General features: G+C 60.6%; 11 protein-coding genes and 4 tRNA genes. 5 read left to right on the top strand and 10 right to left on the bottom strand.

The genetic code is table 11. The features are described from left to right. Window positions 1-45: 45 nt before the first annotated feature. The 7 genes from clpX to C8E00_RS07630 form a co-directional block, all read right to left on the bottom strand. Complete coding sequence (gene clpX / locus C8E00_RS07600; protein WP_133696494.1) at window positions 46-1,326, bottom strand: ATP-dependent Clp protease ATP-binding subunit ClpX; 1,281 nt, start codon at window positions 1,324-1,326, stop codon at window positions 46-48. Window positions 1,327-1,415: 89 nt separating this feature from the next. After that, window positions 1,416-2,036, bottom strand: coding sequence for an ATP-dependent Clp endopeptidase proteolytic subunit ClpP (gene clpP, locus C8E00_RS07605; RefSeq protein WP_133696496.1), 621 nt, complete (start codon window positions 2,034-2,036; stop codon window positions 1,416-1,418). Between the two features lie 97 nt (window positions 2,037-2,133). Then, window positions 2,134-3,483 (bottom strand): trigger factor, encoded by a 1,350-nt coding sequence (gene tig / locus C8E00_RS07610; RefSeq protein ID WP_133696498.1) that lies wholly within the window; start codon window positions 3,481-3,483, stop codon window positions 2,134-2,136. A 255-nt stretch (window positions 3,484-3,738) separates the two neighbouring features. After that, window positions 3,739-3,813: transfer RNA gene (locus tag C8E00_RS07615), tRNA-His, on the bottom strand. A gap of 33 nt (window positions 3,814-3,846) precedes the next feature. Beyond that, window positions 3,847-3,921: transfer RNA gene (locus tag C8E00_RS07620), tRNA-His, on the bottom strand. A 76-nt stretch (window positions 3,922-3,997) separates the two neighbouring features. Beyond that, window positions 3,998-4,074, bottom strand: a tRNA-Arg gene (locus C8E00_RS07625). Window positions 4,075-4,130: 56 nt separating this feature from the next. Further along, window positions 4,131-4,207 (bottom strand) — tRNA-Pro (locus tag C8E00_RS07630). Between the two features lie 211 nt (window positions 4,208-4,418). Between C8E00_RS07630 and folD the strand changes: the two genes are divergently transcribed. Genes folD through mtnN form a run of 3 tightly spaced genes read left to right on the top strand, consistent with a single transcriptional unit; the run spans window position 4,419 to window position 6,529 of the window. Continuing rightward, window positions 4,419-5,282 (top strand): bifunctional methylenetetrahydrofolate dehydrogenase/methenyltetrahydrofolate cyclohydrolase FolD, encoded by an 864-nt coding sequence (gene folD, locus C8E00_RS07635; RefSeq protein WP_133696501.1) that lies wholly within the window; start codon window positions 4,419-4,421, stop codon window positions 5,280-5,282. A gap of 48 nt (window positions 5,283-5,330) precedes the next feature. Further along, window positions 5,331-5,798 (top strand): S-ribosylhomocysteine lyase, encoded by a 468-nt coding sequence (locus C8E00_RS07640; RefSeq protein WP_133696504.1) that lies wholly within the window; start codon window positions 5,331-5,333, stop codon window positions 5,796-5,798. A gap of 23 nt (window positions 5,799-5,821) precedes the next feature. Further along, on the top strand, window positions 5,822-6,529 hold the full coding sequence (mtnN, locus tag C8E00_RS07645) for a 5'-methylthioadenosine/S-adenosylhomocysteine nucleosidase (protein WP_133696506.1): 708 nt from the start codon (window positions 5,822-5,824) through the stop codon (window positions 6,527-6,529). Window positions 6,530-6,618: 89 nt separating this feature from the next. Here mtnN and cysS read toward each other — a convergent pair whose 3' ends face one another. Together cysS and C8E00_RS07655 are read right to left on the bottom strand one after the other, a co-directional pair. Next, complete coding sequence (gene cysS, locus C8E00_RS07650) at window positions 6,619-8,004, bottom strand: cysteine--tRNA ligase (protein ID WP_133696509.1); 1,386 nt, start codon at window positions 8,002-8,004, stop codon at window positions 6,619-6,621. A 12-nt stretch (window positions 8,005-8,016) separates the two neighbouring features. Further along, on the bottom strand, window positions 8,017-9,696 hold the full coding sequence (locus tag C8E00_RS07655; RefSeq protein ID WP_133696511.1) for a glutamine--tRNA ligase/YqeY domain fusion protein: 1,680 nt from the start codon (window positions 9,694-9,696) through the stop codon (window positions 8,017-8,019). 167 nt (window positions 9,697-9,863) lie between these two features. On the opposite strand from C8E00_RS07655, the gene C8E00_RS07660 reads away from it, so the two are divergent. Continuing rightward, a complete protein-coding gene (locus tag C8E00_RS07660) occupies window positions 9,864-10,358 on the top strand; it encodes a peptidylprolyl isomerase (protein ID WP_133696514.1) in 495 nt (164 codons plus the stop codon). 83 nt (window positions 10,359-10,441) lie between these two features. Beyond that, a complete protein-coding gene (locus C8E00_RS07665; RefSeq protein WP_133696516.1) occupies window positions 10,442-11,170 on the top strand; it encodes a UDP-2,3-diacylglucosamine diphosphatase in 729 nt (242 codons plus the stop codon). A gap of 16 nt (window positions 11,171-11,186) precedes the next feature. Here C8E00_RS07665 and C8E00_RS07670 read toward each other — a convergent pair whose 3' ends face one another. After that, complete coding sequence (locus C8E00_RS07670; protein WP_133696518.1) at window positions 11,187-15,062, bottom strand: ATP-binding protein; 3,876 nt, start codon at window positions 15,060-15,062, stop codon at window positions 11,187-11,189. Window position 15,063: the final 1 nt, after the last annotated feature.

The following is a 15,063-nucleotide window of genomic DNA, read 5'->3' on the forward strand; positions in this document are numbered from 1 at the left end:
ACGAAAAGGGGGCCCTTGGGCCCCCATGGCGACTCGGGCCGGACATCAACCGTCCTTGCCCGCCACCTTGCTTTCTTCCTGCTGGGAATATATCAGCAGCGGTTCGCTGTCACCGGTAATGACCGAAGCGTCGATGACCACCTTGGAAACGTCCTCGAGTGACGGCACCTCGTACATGGTATCGAGCAGCACGGACTCGAGAATCGAGCGCAGGCCACGTGCACCGGTATTGCGCGCCATGGCCTTGTGCGCCACGGCACGCAAGGCGTCCTCACGGAAATCCAGCTCTACACCTTCCATCTCGAACAAGTGCTTGTATTGCTTGATCAGCGAGTTCTTGGGCTCGGTCAGAATCTGAATCAACGCTTCTTCGCTAAGCTCGGTCAGTGTCGCGATGACCGGCACACGGCCCACGAACTCCGGAATCAAACCGAACTTGACCAGGTCTTCAGGCTCGACGCCCGCGAGAATATCGCCCATCGCCTTGTCGGAGTCCTTGCTCTTCACCTCCGCATTAAAGCCGATGCCACCTTTCTCGACGCGATCACGAATCACCTTCTCCAGTCCCGCGAACGCCCCACCGACGATGAACAGCATATTGCTGGTATCGACCTGCAGGAATTCCTGCTGGGGGTGCTTGCGCCCACCCTGAGGAGGTATCGAGGCCGTCGTTCCTTCAATCAGCTTGAGCAGAGCTTGCTGAACGCCTTCACCCGAGACATCGCGGGTAATCGAAGGATTATCCGATTTGCGCGAAATCTTATCGATTTCATCGATGTAAACGATGCCGCGCTGCGCCTTATCGACATCGTACTCGCACTTCTGCAGCAGCTTCTGGATGATGTTCTCGACATCTTCACCCACATAGCCGGCTTCGGTGAGCGTCGTCGCATCGGCAATCGTAAACGGAACGTTAAGCAAACGGGCCATCGTCTCGGCCAGCAAGGTCTTGCCACTACCCGTCGGACCGATCAGAAGAATGTTCGACTTGCCGAGCTCGACATCGTCGGTCTTCACGTCGGCACGGAGACGCTTGTAGTGGTTGTAGACCGCCACCGACAACACCCGCTTGGCACGGTCCTGTCCGATGACATAGTCATCCAGGGTATAACGGATCTCACGCGGTGCCGGGAGGCGCTCTTCATCGCCCTCGGCATCGGCCTCCAACACTTCTTCGCGAATGATGTCGTTGCATAGGTCGACACATTCGTCACAGATGTAGACGGAAGGACCCGCGATCAGCTTGCGCACTTCGTTCTGATTTTTGCCGCAGAACGAGCAGTACAGCAATTTGCCGCTCTCGTCTTTGCCTTTGCCGTCAGCCATTCGTGTACCTCGTGATAGCGGCGGCCCTGACGAACCGCCGGTAATAAATGCATGTCTCGCTAATCGCTACCATGTGGGGCTAAACGCTATCAGGATACGGGACGCTTATCCAGCATGGCATCGATGAGGCCGTACTCGGCCGCCTGATTGCCGTTCATGAAATTATCGCGATCCGTGTCTCGCGCCACCGTTTCAACATCTTGGCCGGTATGCTTGGCGAGGATCTCGTTGAGCTGCTGACGAATGTTGAGAATCTCTTTGGTATGGATCTCGATATCCGCCGCCTGGCCCTGGTAGCCGCCCAACGGCTGATGGATCATCATCCGCGAATGTGGCAAGCAGTAGCGCTTGCCTGCGGCACCACCGGCAAGCAGCAATGCCCCCATGCTCGCAGCCTGACCAACGCATACGGTCGATACGTCGGGCTTGATGAACTGCATGGTGTCGTAGATCGACATCCCCGCTGTCACCGAGCCGCCAGGCGAATTGATGTACAGGTGGATGTCCTTGTCGGGGTTCTCGGACTCGAGAAACAATAACTGAGCGACCACCAGATTGGCCATGTAGTCCTCGACCGGGCCGATCAGAAAGATGACGCGCTCTTTGAGCAGGCGAGAATAGATGTCGTAGGACCGCTCGCCACGCGCGCTCTGCTCCACGACCATGGGGACTAAACCGCCGGCATTGCTGATATCGAACTCATTGCCCATTGCGTGGCTTCCTTAAATCCGGTGACTGATTGCTCCAGTGACTAGAGACCCGGCCGTAGCCGGGTCCAGGCACTTGCGACGGCACGCAAGAGAACGCTTAAGCGTTGGTCTCTTCCTGTGCTTCGCCCTCATCATCTGCTTCTTGCTGCTGTGCCGCTTGCAACGCTTGCTCGTAGGACATCTCGACATCCTTAACCTGAGCTTGCTCCAGCAGCTTGTCAACCGCCTTGTCTTCAAGAACCGAAGACTTGATCTGGTTTTTCATTTCATCGTTCTTGAGGTAGTACTCAATCACTTGCTCGGGCTGCTGGTACTGCTGGGCCAGTTCTTCGACACGCGCCTTGATTTCGTCATCGCTGGCGTCGAGCTCGTGAACCTTGACGACTTCGGCAAGCAATAGCCCCACCTGCACACGCTTCTTCGCCTGGTCGGCGAACAGCTCGTCGGGCAGTTGGGAAACATCGAAGTCTTCGCCCAGGCCGAACTGCTGCGCAGCCTGACGCTTGAGCCCTTCGGTCTCCTGTTGAATCAGTGACTGCGGGACCGGAATGTCATTGGCCTGCTGCAATGCTTCGAGCGCCTGCTGCTTGACACGATTGGTCACGGCCTGGGACAGCTCGTGCTCCATGTTCTTCTGCACGTCGGCGCGGAAAGCAGCGACGCCACCTTCTTCGATACCGAAGCGCTTGATGAATTCATCATCGACTTCCGGCAACTGCTTGCCGGCCACCTTGTGCACTTTCACCTTGAAAGTGGCTTCCTGACCCGCCAAGTGCTCCGCCTGATAATCGTCGGGGAAGGTGACCTTGATCTCGAGATCATCGCCGGCCTGGGCACCTGCCAGTTGCTCTTCGAAGCCGGGAATGAAGCTATTGGACCCAAGCTCCAGCTCATGGCCTTCTGCCGCGCCGCCTTCGAACGGCTCGTCACCCAGGAAGCCCTGGAAATCGATGGTGACCTGATCACCATCGGCCGCAGGGCGATCGACCTCTTCCCATTCGGAATTCTGCGAACGCAGCGTATCGATCATCTGGTCGACATCGGCTTCGGTCACCTCTGCCTGAGGGCGTTCGATGTCGGTGCCTTCGATGGTGTTGAGTTCGAACTCGGGGTACACCTCGAGGGTCGCGACGAACTCAAGGTCCTTGCCGTCTTCGTCCACGGTCGGCTCGACCTGCGGCGAGCCCGCCGGATTGAGGCTTTCCTGGGTGATCGCCTGCACATAGTGCTGGCGCATCATTTCGCCCACCACTTCGTTGCGGACTTCTTGGCCGAAACGCTGGCGCACGACCGTCAGCGGAATCTTGCCACGCCGAAAGCCGTTCAGCCGCACGTTCTTGGCGGTTTCCTGAAGACGGGTAGACACGGCTTGATCGACTTCGGCCGCCGGCACTTGGACGGTGACACGACGTTCGATCTGGGAAGTCGACTCAACGGAAACTTGCATGAATGATCCTCTACCGACTGGGGGCGTTCAAAAAAAGCGTAATAAGACGAGGATTCTATGAATCCCCATTCGCGCTGGCAAGCGTATTGCGTGGTTTATGGGGCTGAAAGCCTCATCTTACAAGGGTAAATACACGAAAAAAGAGCGAATGCACGCCACGGCGTGATATGAAGCCTGATCGAGACACGCGTCAAGACTGAATGACAAGCAACGGGGATGGCGATACACAAACAACAGGAAGGGAAACATCATCGCTGGGGTGGATGATGGGGATCGAACCCACGACCACCGGAGCCACAATCCGGGGCTCTACCACTGAGCTACATCCACCACGACGACGAATTACTGCAACGCATACAAGCATGGGGTGGATGATGGGGATCGAACCCACGACCACCGGAGCCACAATCCGGGGCTCTACCACTGAGCTACATCCACCACGACTTGATACGCACGGGAATTTTCCCGACATCGACACGCTTCATCGGTTAACGACGTACATCAATTAACCACTTGGCGCGCCCAGCAGGACTTGAACCTGCAACCTACGGCTTAGAAGGCCGTTGCTCTATCCGGTTGAGCTATGAGCGCCTGACAACGCCGACACAGACCCAACCTGGAACCGACCCTCGAAAAGGCTCGGATACTGGTCGGGGTAGAGGGATTTGAACCCCCGACATCCTGCTCCCAAAGCAGGCGCGCTACCAGACTGCGCTATACCCCGTCGCTCCGAGACCGCTTGGGCATGGCCAATCGAGCCCGTCGATGCGCAGCGTATTCTACGCATCTTCCTTGCCAGGTCAAGCCCTTACGCCCTCTCTTCTGCCTCTCCCACGCGAGGGATAGATTGACTGCACCTCCCAGCGTGCGAAAATTGCGCCTCTTTCATAACGTCGCCCCACGCGCCGGGCCAAGCACACCAAAGGAACGAGTCGATGACCGCTCAGTTGATCGACGGCAAAGCGATTGCCGCGAATGTCCGCGAACAGGTATCTCGCCAGGTCCAGGCACGCCGCCATGATGGCAAGCGCGCTCCCGGGCTCGCGGTCGTCCTCGTCGGTGAAGACCCCGCTTCCGAAGTCTACGTGCGCAACAAGCACCGCGCCTGTGATCAAGCCGGCCTGCACTCGGTGCAGCACCCACTGCCCACCACCACCACGCAGGCGGAGCTCGAGGTATTGATCGACTCGCTGAATGCCGATACCGACATCGACGGCATCCTGGTGCAATTGCCTTTGCCCGAACACCTCGACGAACGCCCGATACTCGAACGCATCCGCCCCGACAAGGATGTCGATGGCTTTCACCCCTACAACCTCGGCCGCCTTGCTCAACGCCTCCCCGTACTACGTCCATGCACGCCGAAGGGCATCATGACGCTTTTACAGGAGAGCGGCATTCAGCCACGCGGCTTGGATGCCGTGATCGTCGGCGCGTCCAATATCGTCGGCCGCCCCATGGCCATGGAACTGATGCTGGCGGGCAGCACGACCACTGTCTGCCACCGTTTCACCCGGGATCTCGAATCGCACGTGCGGCGTGCCGACCTGCTCATCGTCGCCGTTGGCAACCCCGGGCTGGTCAAGGGCGAATGGGTCAAGGAAGGTGCCATCGTCATCGACGTAGGGATCAATCGCCAGGCCGATGGCAAGCTCGCGGGGGATGTCGAGTTCGCGCCCGCCGCCGAACGCGCCCGTTTCATTACCCCCGTACCGGGCGGCGTCGGCCCCATGACGGTCGCTTCGCTACTCGAGAACACCCTGCTCGCGGCGGAACTCCACGACAGCATGCATGCCTGACTTACAGGCGTTACAATGAATGCCGAGATTGAGAAAAGGAGTGGATAGATGAGCGATAAAGAGATGAATGTCGAAAGCTTCAACCTCGACCACACCAAGGTCAAGGCACCTTATGTGCGTCTGGCCGGCATCAAGACGGGCGAACAAGGCGACGCCATTCATAAGTATGATTTGCGCATCTGCCAGCCCAACAAGGCGCACATGGACATGCCCGCGCTGCACTCCCTGGAACACCTGATGGCCGAGTTGTCACGCAACCATACCGATAAGGTGCTCGACATCAGCCCCATGGGTTGCCAAACCGGCTTTTACATCTCACTGATCAACCATGATGACTACGACGGCGTGCTCGATCTGATCGACAAGACGCTCAATGACATCCTCGTCGCCAAGGAAGTACCGGCCTGCACCGAAATGCAGTGCGGCTGGGCCGCCAGTCACAGCCTGGAAGGTGCCCAGACCCTGGCCCGCGACCTGCTGGCCAAACGCAATGAATGGAACCAGGTGTTTGCCTGATCGAGAGAGGGACCACGCCCCACATGCGCAAGATCGCCATCATCGGTGCCATGGCCGAGGAGGTTGAACTCCTCGCCTCGCATCTCGACAATCGCCAGACCCACCAGCACACCGGCTCGACCTTTCACACCGGTCACTTGCACGGTGTCGATGTCGTTATCCAGCAATCGGGTATCGGCAAGGTGAATGCAGCCGTTGGCACCACGCAGATGCTTGAGCTTTACAAGCCCGATGTGGTCATCAACACGGGGTCGGCTGGCGGTTTCGGAGCCGATCTGGACGTCGGGGACGTGGTCATCTCCAGCGAGGTTCGCCACCACGATGTCGACGCCGTGGTGTTCGGCTATGAGTACGGCCAGGTGCCACAGATGCCGCCCGCCTACCTGCCCGATGCTCGCCTGGTCGAGGTCGCTCGGGAATGCATCGAGGGGCTCGGTGAGCTGCGCGTCACGGAAGGCCTCATCTGCACGGGCGATATCTTCATGGCGGATGAGGCCGTCGTGGGACAGGCGCGCGCACGCTTTCCGAACATGCTGGCCGCGGAAATGGAAGCGGCCGCCATCGCCCAGACCTGCCATCTCTACCACTGCCCGTTCGTCGTCATACGTGCGCTTTCCGATATCGCCGGCAAGGAATCCAGTCTTTCTTTCAAGGCCTTTATCGATAAAGCCGCCACGCATTCGGCGATGATGGTCGAAGCCATGGTCAAGCGCCTGGGCACGACATCTTGAGCGAATGACGACACCCGTCGGCAAGCAACAACAAAGCCCGCGGCCATCACGCCGCGGGCTTTGTATATCGAGCTTCCGGCAGACATGGATCAGTCGCCTTCGAGGACCCACGTCGTTCCCTCACGGGAATCCTTCAGCACGATTCCCAGTGCCGCCAATTCATCGCGTATGCCATCGGCGGTAGCGAAATCCTTGGCCTGCTTGGCCTGCGCCCGCGCCTCGATGCGCGACTCGATATCTTCCTCGCTCATCGGCAACCGGCCCGCGCCTGCCTGCAAGAAACGTTCGGGATCCTGGCCGAACAAGCCCAGCACACCGCCAAGTTCCTTGAGCTCATGCGCCAGAGCCGGTGCATGCGCGGGCGCCTCCTGCTTGGCGCGATTCAACGCTCGCGCCAGATCGAACAGCACCGCCAGCGCCTCGGCGGTATTGAAGTCGTCATCCATCGCGGCGATGAAACGTTCGCGATAACCCGCTTCCACCTCGCCGGCCACCGGAGCGACCCCCTGGAGTGCATTGTAGAAGCGCTCCAGCGAACGACGCGCGTCGCTCAAGGCATCCGGCGCATAATTGATCGGGCTGCGATAATGGCTTGCCAAGAGCAGGTAGCGCACGACTTCAGGAGCATGCGCTTCCAGCACCTCGCGAATCGTGAAGAAGTTGCCCAGCGACTTGGACATCTTCTCATGATCGACCCGCACTGCCCCGGCATGCATCCAGGTACTGACGTAGGGCCGCCCGGTCGCCGCCTCGCTCTGCGCGATCTCGTTTTCATGGTGCGGAAAGACCAGATCCGGGCCACCGCCATGAATGTCGAAAGTATCGCCCAGGCAGCAGGTCGACATCGCCGAGCACTCGATGTGCCAGCCAGGACGCCCTTCACCCCAGGGCGACGGCCAACTCTCTTCACCCGGCTTGGCGGCCTTCCACAGCACGAAGTCCAGCGGATCTTCCTTGGCGGCCTCGATGTCGACACGCGCACCCGAGCGCATGTCATCGAGATCGCGATTGCTGAGCTTGCCGTACCCCTCGAAACGCCGCACGCGATAATAGACATCGCCATTGGCGGCGGGATACGCGTACCCCTTGTCGACCAGACGCTGGACCATGGCGACGATGTCATCGACATGGGCCGTGGCACGCGGCTCGCGGTCCGGACGCAATACACCAAGACGCCCTTCGTCTTCGTGCATGGCCGCGATCATGCGCTCGGTCAATGCCGCGATGGGCTCGCCATTCTCGTCGGCGCGCTTGAGGATCTTATCGTCGATATCGGTGATATTGCGCACGTAATCGACCTCGAAGCCACGCCAGCGCAGATAACGCGTGATCATGTCGAACGCCACCATGACGCGGGCATGGCCGATATGGCAGTAGTCGTAGACGGTGATACCGCATACGTACATGCGCACTCGCCCCGCGTCGAGCGGCGTGAACGTTTCCTTGCGTCGCGTCAGCGTGTTGTAGATCTGCACGGCAATCCCCTCTCAGCCTTTCTTCTGTGCCTTGGCCCAACCATCCTTGAGCCCGACCGTACGATTGAATACACGCTTGCCATCGCGGCACGCATGACGGTCGGCGCAGAAATAGCCCACGCGCTCGAACTGGTAGCGGCTCTCGGGCTCGACCTCGGCCAGGCTCGGCTCGGCATAGCCTTCGACGATACGCAGCGACGCGGGATTCAAGTGCTCCAGAAAATCGACGTCGCGATCGCGATCCGGCGCCTCCACCTGGAACAGGTTATCGTAGAGACGCACTTCGACCGGCACGGCGTGCGCGGTGCTCACCCAGTGAATGACGCCTTTCACCTTGCGGCCCTCGGGGTTCTTGCCCAGGGTGTCGAGGTCGACACTGCAGCGTAGTTCCTGAATGTCACCGGCGGCATCCTTGATGACCTCATCGCAACGGATCACGTAAGCATTACGCAGACGTACCTCCTGGCCCGGCGCCAGGCGGAAGAACTTCTTGGGCGGTTCTTCCATGAAGTCGTCCTGGTCGATCCACACTTCACGGGTCAGCGGCAAGTGGCGCACGCCCATGTCGTCACGCGCCGGATGACCGGCCACCTCGAAGGTTTCCTGATGCTCCTCGGGAAGATTGGTCAACACCACCTTGAGGGGCTTGAGAACGCACATCGCGCGCGGCGCGTTGTCTTCCAGATCGGAACGAATCGCATGGTAGAGCATGGCGATATCCACCATACCGCCATCGGCCCGCGTCACGCCGATCATCTCGCAGAACTTGCGCACGGACCCCGGCGTGTAGCCCCGGCGCCGCATCCCCGAAATCGTCGGCATTCGCGGATCGTCCCAGCCATCCACGATTCCCTGATCGACCAATAGCTTGAGCTTGCGCTTGGAAGTCACCGTGTGCGCGAGATTGAGACGCGCGAACTCGATCTGACGCGGCTTGCTCGGCACCGGCAGATGGTCGAGGAACCATTCATAGAGCGGCCGATGGTCCTCGAACTCCAGCGTGCACAGCGAATGCGTGACGCCCTCGAGCGCATCCGACTGCCCGTGCGTGAAATCATAGGACGGGTAGATCTTCCACTTGTCCCCCGTCTGATGATGATGGGCATGGCGGACACGGTAAAGAATCGGATCGCGCAGGTTGATATTGGAGGCGGCCATGTCGATCTTGGCACGCAATACCTTCTCGCCCTCAGAGAACTCGCCCTGGCGCATGCGCTCGAGCAAATCGAGGTTTTCCTCGGGCGACCGGTCGCGATACGGGCTAGGTTGGCCCGCCTCGGTCAAGGTGCCGCGGTATTCACGAATCTCGTCAGGGGACAGGTCATCGACATACGCCTTCCCCTCACGCACCAGATGCTGCGCCCAGGCATACAATTGATCGAAGTAATCCGAGGCATAGCGCACCGCCCCGTCCCACTCGAATCCCAACCAGGTGATATCGGCCTTGATGGCGTCGATGTACGCCTGCTCTTCCTTGGCAGGATTGGTGTCGTCGAAACGCAGATGGCATTGACCGCCAAACTGCTCGGCAAGCCCGAAATTCAGACAGATCGACTTGGCGTGGCCGATATGCAGGAAACCATTGGGTTCCGGGGGGAACCGAGTGACGATGGCCTCCTGGCGACCGGCCTCGATTTCCTCGCGAACCTGATTGCGGATGAAGTTCGGGGCGGAGTGGCTGTCTACGCTCATGGGCTGTCTAATGAACCTCTGTTCGTTCGCGGAGTGACCGGAGGGCGCGCCGAAGCACCGACTGGCGCCTCGACACGGTTTCGCCCGCGGGTGCAAAGCCGCTATTATAGCGCGACGCCAGCGCGCGACGCCAAGTCGCGCTCAGTTCTCTTCGCCAGGATACGCCCATGATCGTTCTGCAAACCAATTACGGCCGCATTCGACTGCGCCTCGACCATGACAACGCGCCCAAGACCGCGGCCAACTTCGAGCAATACGTGCGCGACGGCCATTACGACGACACCCTGTTCCATCGCGTCATCGACGGCTTCATGGTCCAGGGCGGCGGCTTCGACATCCAGTTCGAGCAAAAGCCCACCCGCGCGCCGATCGACAATGAAGCGGACAACGGCCTGAAGAACGTCAAGGGGAGCGTGGCCATGGCGCGTACCCAGGACCCACATTCCGCCAGTGCGCAGTTCTTCATCAACGTCGCCGATAACGACTTCCTCAACCATCGTGACAAGTCCACGCAAGGCTGGGGCTATTGCGTCTTCGCCGACGTCGTCGAAGGCATGGACGTGGTCGAGAAGATCAAGAACGTCCCCACCACGCGCCGAGGCATGCATGCCGATGTCCCCGCCGAGGACGTCATCCTCGAACGTGCCTATCTGGAAGACTGACCTCGCGCCGCCGCGCCCAACATCGGCGCGGCGTTCAGATACCTGCCGCACGCCATACGCACGCCCATGAGGACACCAGCACGATGACCACCCTGCTGATTTCCGATCTGCACCTCCACGCAGGCCAACCGGACATCGTCCACGGCTTTCTGAATTATCTGGAGCGCGAGGCGCGACACGCCGACTCGCTCTATCTGCTCGGCGATATCTTCGAAGCCTGGATCGGCGACGACTATCTCGGTGACTTGGAACGACAGGTCATTGAGGCACTGAAAAAGCGCAGCGATGCCGGCACCCGGATTTATTTCATGCACGGCAACCGTGACTTTCTGGTCGGCGATGCCTTTGCCGAGGCTGCCGGCGTCACGCTGCTTGAGGACCCCTGTCTGACCACCCTGGGTAATCGGCGTGTGTTGCTGATGCACGGCGACAGCCTGTGCACCGGCGATGAGGAGTACATGACCTTTCGTGCCATGGCACGAGATCCCGAATGGCAAGCCAAGATTCTCGCCCTGCCCGTCGAGCAACGTCTGGAACTCGCCAAGAGCCTGCGCCTGCAGTCCTCGGATGCCAACACCCAAAAGGCCGATGCGATCATGGACGTCACACCGGCGGAAGTCGATGCGATCATGCGCGCGCACGGCATTACCACGCTCATCCACGGCCACACGCATCGGCCGGCGGTACACGACTTCGAGCTAGACGGTCAGCATGCTCGACGCATCGTACTCGGCGACTGGCGGCCCGGCAGCGGCTGGGAAATACGTGTCGAGGACGACGCCGAACCACAGCTACGCGAATTCACGATCTGAAGACGCTGACCTGCCGTCACCACCGTTCGTGCTGCGGTTCGCGGACACGATCGAGTTGCAAGCGCCAGCGCACCAGCATCGGGGCATCGGTCAACGAGACCTGATTCAGCAATTGTCGGAACCGTTGCCGCATGTCGGCGTCGTCGGGGTCGATCAGCGTTAACCAGACTTCGCAGGCGTTGATCTGGTGATGTCGATTCTCTTGTTCGTCCGCCACACGCCAGGCCTGTTCGGCCAGGCGACGCACGTCTTGAGGGGCATGCCTCAGCGCGTGGCGCACGCGCACCATTTGCAGGGTGAGTTCCGGCAAATACAACGAACCGCGTTCACGCGCGACCATCAAGCACTGGTCCAGATAGTCTTCGGCCCGCGCATATTCTCCCAGCGCCAGACAGGCGTCGCCATACCACAGCAAAGGACGTTGATAACGATCCTGCCCCGTCGCCTCTGTTCCACGCGCCATGCTTTCTTCGAGCAATGCCAGGCCCTGCGGGTCGCCGCTCATTGCCTTGTGCCAACCGAGAATGCCCTGCGCCGCGTAGTGCCAGAGATGCAGGTCCGGCGTCGACGTCAGCTCATGCGCGCGCTCGGCGCGTGCCGCCGCCATGTGCACATGTCCCAACTGGCGATACAACGCCGCCGCAAAAATCAGCGACAGCGCCAACGAGCCAGGGTGCTTGATCGACTCGGCCAATCGTATCGCCGACTCGATCTGCTGCTCGGCCCGCAGATAATCCCCGCGCAAGCACAAGGCCCAGGCATGGTAGCAAGCCGCTGCGACCTGTGGATGATCGGAAAACGGCAGCCACTCGAGCACCATCGGCTGATGCAGCGGGTCGATTTCCTCGAGATGCTCGAACGCATGCCGCACACGCCCCGCCCAGTATTCGCAATGAGCCCTCGCATAATCCGCCAGACGCTGGTAACGCGGATCGACGAGACGCTCGGCGAACGCCGACAAGCGCGCCGCCAGGGCAAACGCGTCGGCATGTGCATGCCGCTGGCTACAACCGACCCATAACCCCCAGGTCACCAGGAACGGCTGTTCGTCGTCCGGATCGTCATCGTCGACACGCCGCGCTTCCAGCGTTTCCAACATGTCCTTGGCACGCACGAAGCTCTCGAGCGCCGTGGGTGAACCATGCCCCTCGAGGGCGAAGGCAGCCTGGCCGCGCACCGTCAAAAGACTGATATGGCGCTCTTCCTGCAAGGCGAGGTCTTGCAGACACTCCAGGCCCGAGTCGGCCATCCGCAGCGCCGTGCGATTGGCACTCAATTTGAGGGCCGCCCGCGCAGCCAGCTCAAAGTAGCGGGCCGCCCGCGCATGGTCGCCACTGCGACGCAAATGCGACGCGAAATAGCCTGGATGTTGGCCGATCAAGGCCGGGAAACGCTCTTCGATGAGAGAGACGACTTGGTGGTGTAGCTGCTCCCTGACATCGCGAGGACAAGAGAGATAGGCGGCTTCCTGCAACAACTGATGAACGAATTGGTAGTCGAACGGGCTGTCGCCATGGCACGGCTCGATGATTTCCAGGCGCAGCATGTGATCGAGCACCTGCTTGAGACGCGTCTCGCCGAGACCAGTGCATTCGCGCAGGAAGGCGAACCGGAACTGGCGCCCGAGGACTGCCGCGACATGGGCCACATCGCGATCGGCATCGAGTTGTTCGATGCGGCTGGAAAGAAGCCCCAACAACCCGCGCGGCAACTCGTCCACCTGGACGCGCCGCCCCTCGCGCCGATCCATGTCGAGACGCCGGCAAACTTCCTGCAGGTAAAGCGGCACCCCATCGCACCGCTCGATGAGCTGCTCGCGCAGACGCGGGCTGATATGCAGTCGATAATGCTTGGCCAGCTGCACCAGCAAGCGTGACGACTGGGTGCTATCCAGGCGCCCCAATACGATGTGCTGGTCCCAGTTGAGGCGCACCGACAAGGCCTCGCGTCCATGATGACTCGCCACCAGCATGAAGGGGACATTGATCGGCAGACGGGCCTGTAATGCCAGCAACACCTTGAGCGAGAGTTCATCGAGCCATTGCAAGTCATCGATGATCAAGGCCAACGGGCGGCTCGCGGTGATGCGCTCTATGAGTGAATGAAAGAGCTGGGTGACCGGTTCGAGACTCTCGCCGATGTCGCCATCCCCGCCCTCACTCAGTGCATCGAAGAGCACTTCGCGCCGCGCGTCGTCCAGCGCCGGCTCATTGGCCAGCCAGGCGGTCAGTGTCGAGGCATCGACATCGCGGTCGAGATACCAGCGCAATAGCGCGCGTACCACGCCGTAAGGCGTCTGACTCGACAACCGCGTCGTCGGCTGCCAACACAGCGCAATTTCCTGGCTTTGTTCCAGTTGCCGAAAGCTCACCAGCAACGCCGACTTGCCCATGCCCAGTGCGCCTTGCACCAGCACGCTCTGGCGCAAGCCGATGACCACCCTGGCCAATGCATCGCGCAGCTGGCGCAGCGCCGCTTCGCGTCCGATCAAGCTCGGCGGCGTGGCATCGCGCCCCCCTTCGTCGACGCCCAGGACCAGCGCACGCAAGCGCACGCGTCCATCGGCGGCCAGCAGGCGTGTCGTCAAGCGCGGCTGAAGATCCAGCGCGGGCGGCATGTGCTGACTCGCTTCCTGCGAAATCACCAGCTCACTCCCCTGGGCGGCACTCATGAGCTCGAGTGCCGGTTGCGTCACCTGTCCCAGGGGATCGGCCAAACAGCGTTCGGGCAGATACAACCCCCGCCCACTATTGAGCCCCGCGGCCAGTTCGAAACGTGGCACCGGGTCACCCCCTGACCAATGACGCTGGATCTCTTCGGGTAGCTGGCCTCGGCAATGTTCATACAAGGCGACCAGCTCGGCCAGTTGATGCGCCGGCCCATGCGTGCCGAAACAGGCCAATCCCAGCCCACCGGTGGCACCAGGCAGCCAGAACCCGCCCAAGAGATGGCATTGACGTTCCAGCCAGCGCATCAACTCCAGTTGCAGGAGCAGACAAGCATGGCCTTGAGCACGTTCCTGCCAGTCGCCCTGCAAGTGCAGGCGAATCGCCATCACCGATAGCTGTCGATAGCCAATCTCGTCTTCTCGCACGGGAGCGCTATCCAGCGCCACCGCCCGCGAAAAGGCCCCCTGAGGCGACGTGGGCGGCGGCGCTTGCGTGCCATCCGACCAATAGCGCGCCAGCTGTAGAAACTCGGCATCGGGCTGCTGACCGGAAAGCGCCAGCAATTCCAGGTAAGCATTGAAGCGCTCATGCGCGGCGGCGATTTGGCCCTGCTCGGCCAGTTGGTGTACCAAGCGCTGATGAAAGGGGCCATATCCCGAAAAACGGCTCACCAGCTGCCGCAGCACGCCCTCGGAAACGTCTTCGACGCCGCTCAGTGCTTCCTCGATATAGGCGATCATGCGCTGACGCCATTCGCCGCGTGTCTTGACCAACCAGCGTTGAAAGTCACTGCACTGCGGCAAGTGCAGCTCTTCAACCAGGTCTCCCCGATACAACGAGAGCAACTCATCGATGGCCTCGAGGTCGGGCGGCGCTTGCAGGAGCGTCTCGAGGCGACGCACATCCAGCGTCCAATGCACTCCCGGATGCAGCTCGATACTTTGACGCGAGACCGTCAAGGCCGCATCGGCTTCGGCACCGAGACATTGTCGTAGACAATGCAAGGCATGACGCAAGTTGGTTCGCCCCGACGACAAGCCTTGGTCGGGCCACAACATTTCCGCCAGCCCGGCACGATTGATCGCCTGCGCATTGAGCAGCAAGTAGACCAATAACGCCTTGACCTTGTCATAACTGAACTGAGTGCGGGTGGCATCCCCCACGCGCATCGAAAAATGCCCGAACAGCGTCAAGCGAGGCGATGCCGGGGTGTCCTGGGTCATG

This window comes from Chromohalobacter marismortui (assembly GCF_004364315.1).
Lineage (GTDB): Bacteria > Pseudomonadota > Gammaproteobacteria > Pseudomonadales > Halomonadaceae > Chromohalobacter > Chromohalobacter marismortui.

Bases quoted from the DNA above. Each gene is read 5' to 3' on its own strand.
- C8E00_RS07660 (WP_133696514.1), top strand. From the start codon at position 9,864: ATGATCGTTCTGCAAACCAATTACGGCCGCATTCGACTGCGCCTCGAC.
- clpX (WP_133696494.1), bottom strand. From the start codon at position 1,326: ATGGCTGACGGCAAAGGCAAAGACGAGAGCGGCAAATTGCTGTACTGC.
- mtnN (WP_133696506.1), top strand. From the start codon at position 5,822: ATGCGCAAGATCGCCATCATCGGTGCCATGGCCGAGGAGGTTGAACTC.
- C8E00_RS07665 (WP_133696516.1), top strand. From the start codon at position 10,442: ATGACCACCCTGCTGATTTCCGATCTGCACCTCCACGCAGGCCAACCG.
- C8E00_RS07670 (WP_133696518.1), bottom strand. From the start codon at position 15,062: ATGACCCAGGACACCCCGGCATCGCCTCGCTTGACGCTGTTCGGGCAT.
- C8E00_RS07655 (WP_133696511.1), bottom strand. From the start codon at position 9,696: ATGAGCGTAGACAGCCACTCCGCCCCGAACTTCATCCGCAATCAGGTT.
- tig (WP_133696498.1), bottom strand. From the start codon at position 3,483: ATGCAAGTTTCCGTTGAGTCGACTTCCCAGATCGAACGTCGTGTCACC.
- clpP (WP_133696496.1), bottom strand. From the start codon at position 2,036: ATGGGCAATGAGTTCGATATCAGCAATGCCGGCGGTTTAGTCCCCATG.
- C8E00_RS07640 (WP_133696504.1), top strand. From the start codon at position 5,331: ATGAGCGATAAAGAGATGAATGTCGAAAGCTTCAACCTCGACCACACC.
- folD (WP_133696501.1), top strand. From the start codon at position 4,419: ATGACCGCTCAGTTGATCGACGGCAAAGCGATTGCCGCGAATGTCCGC.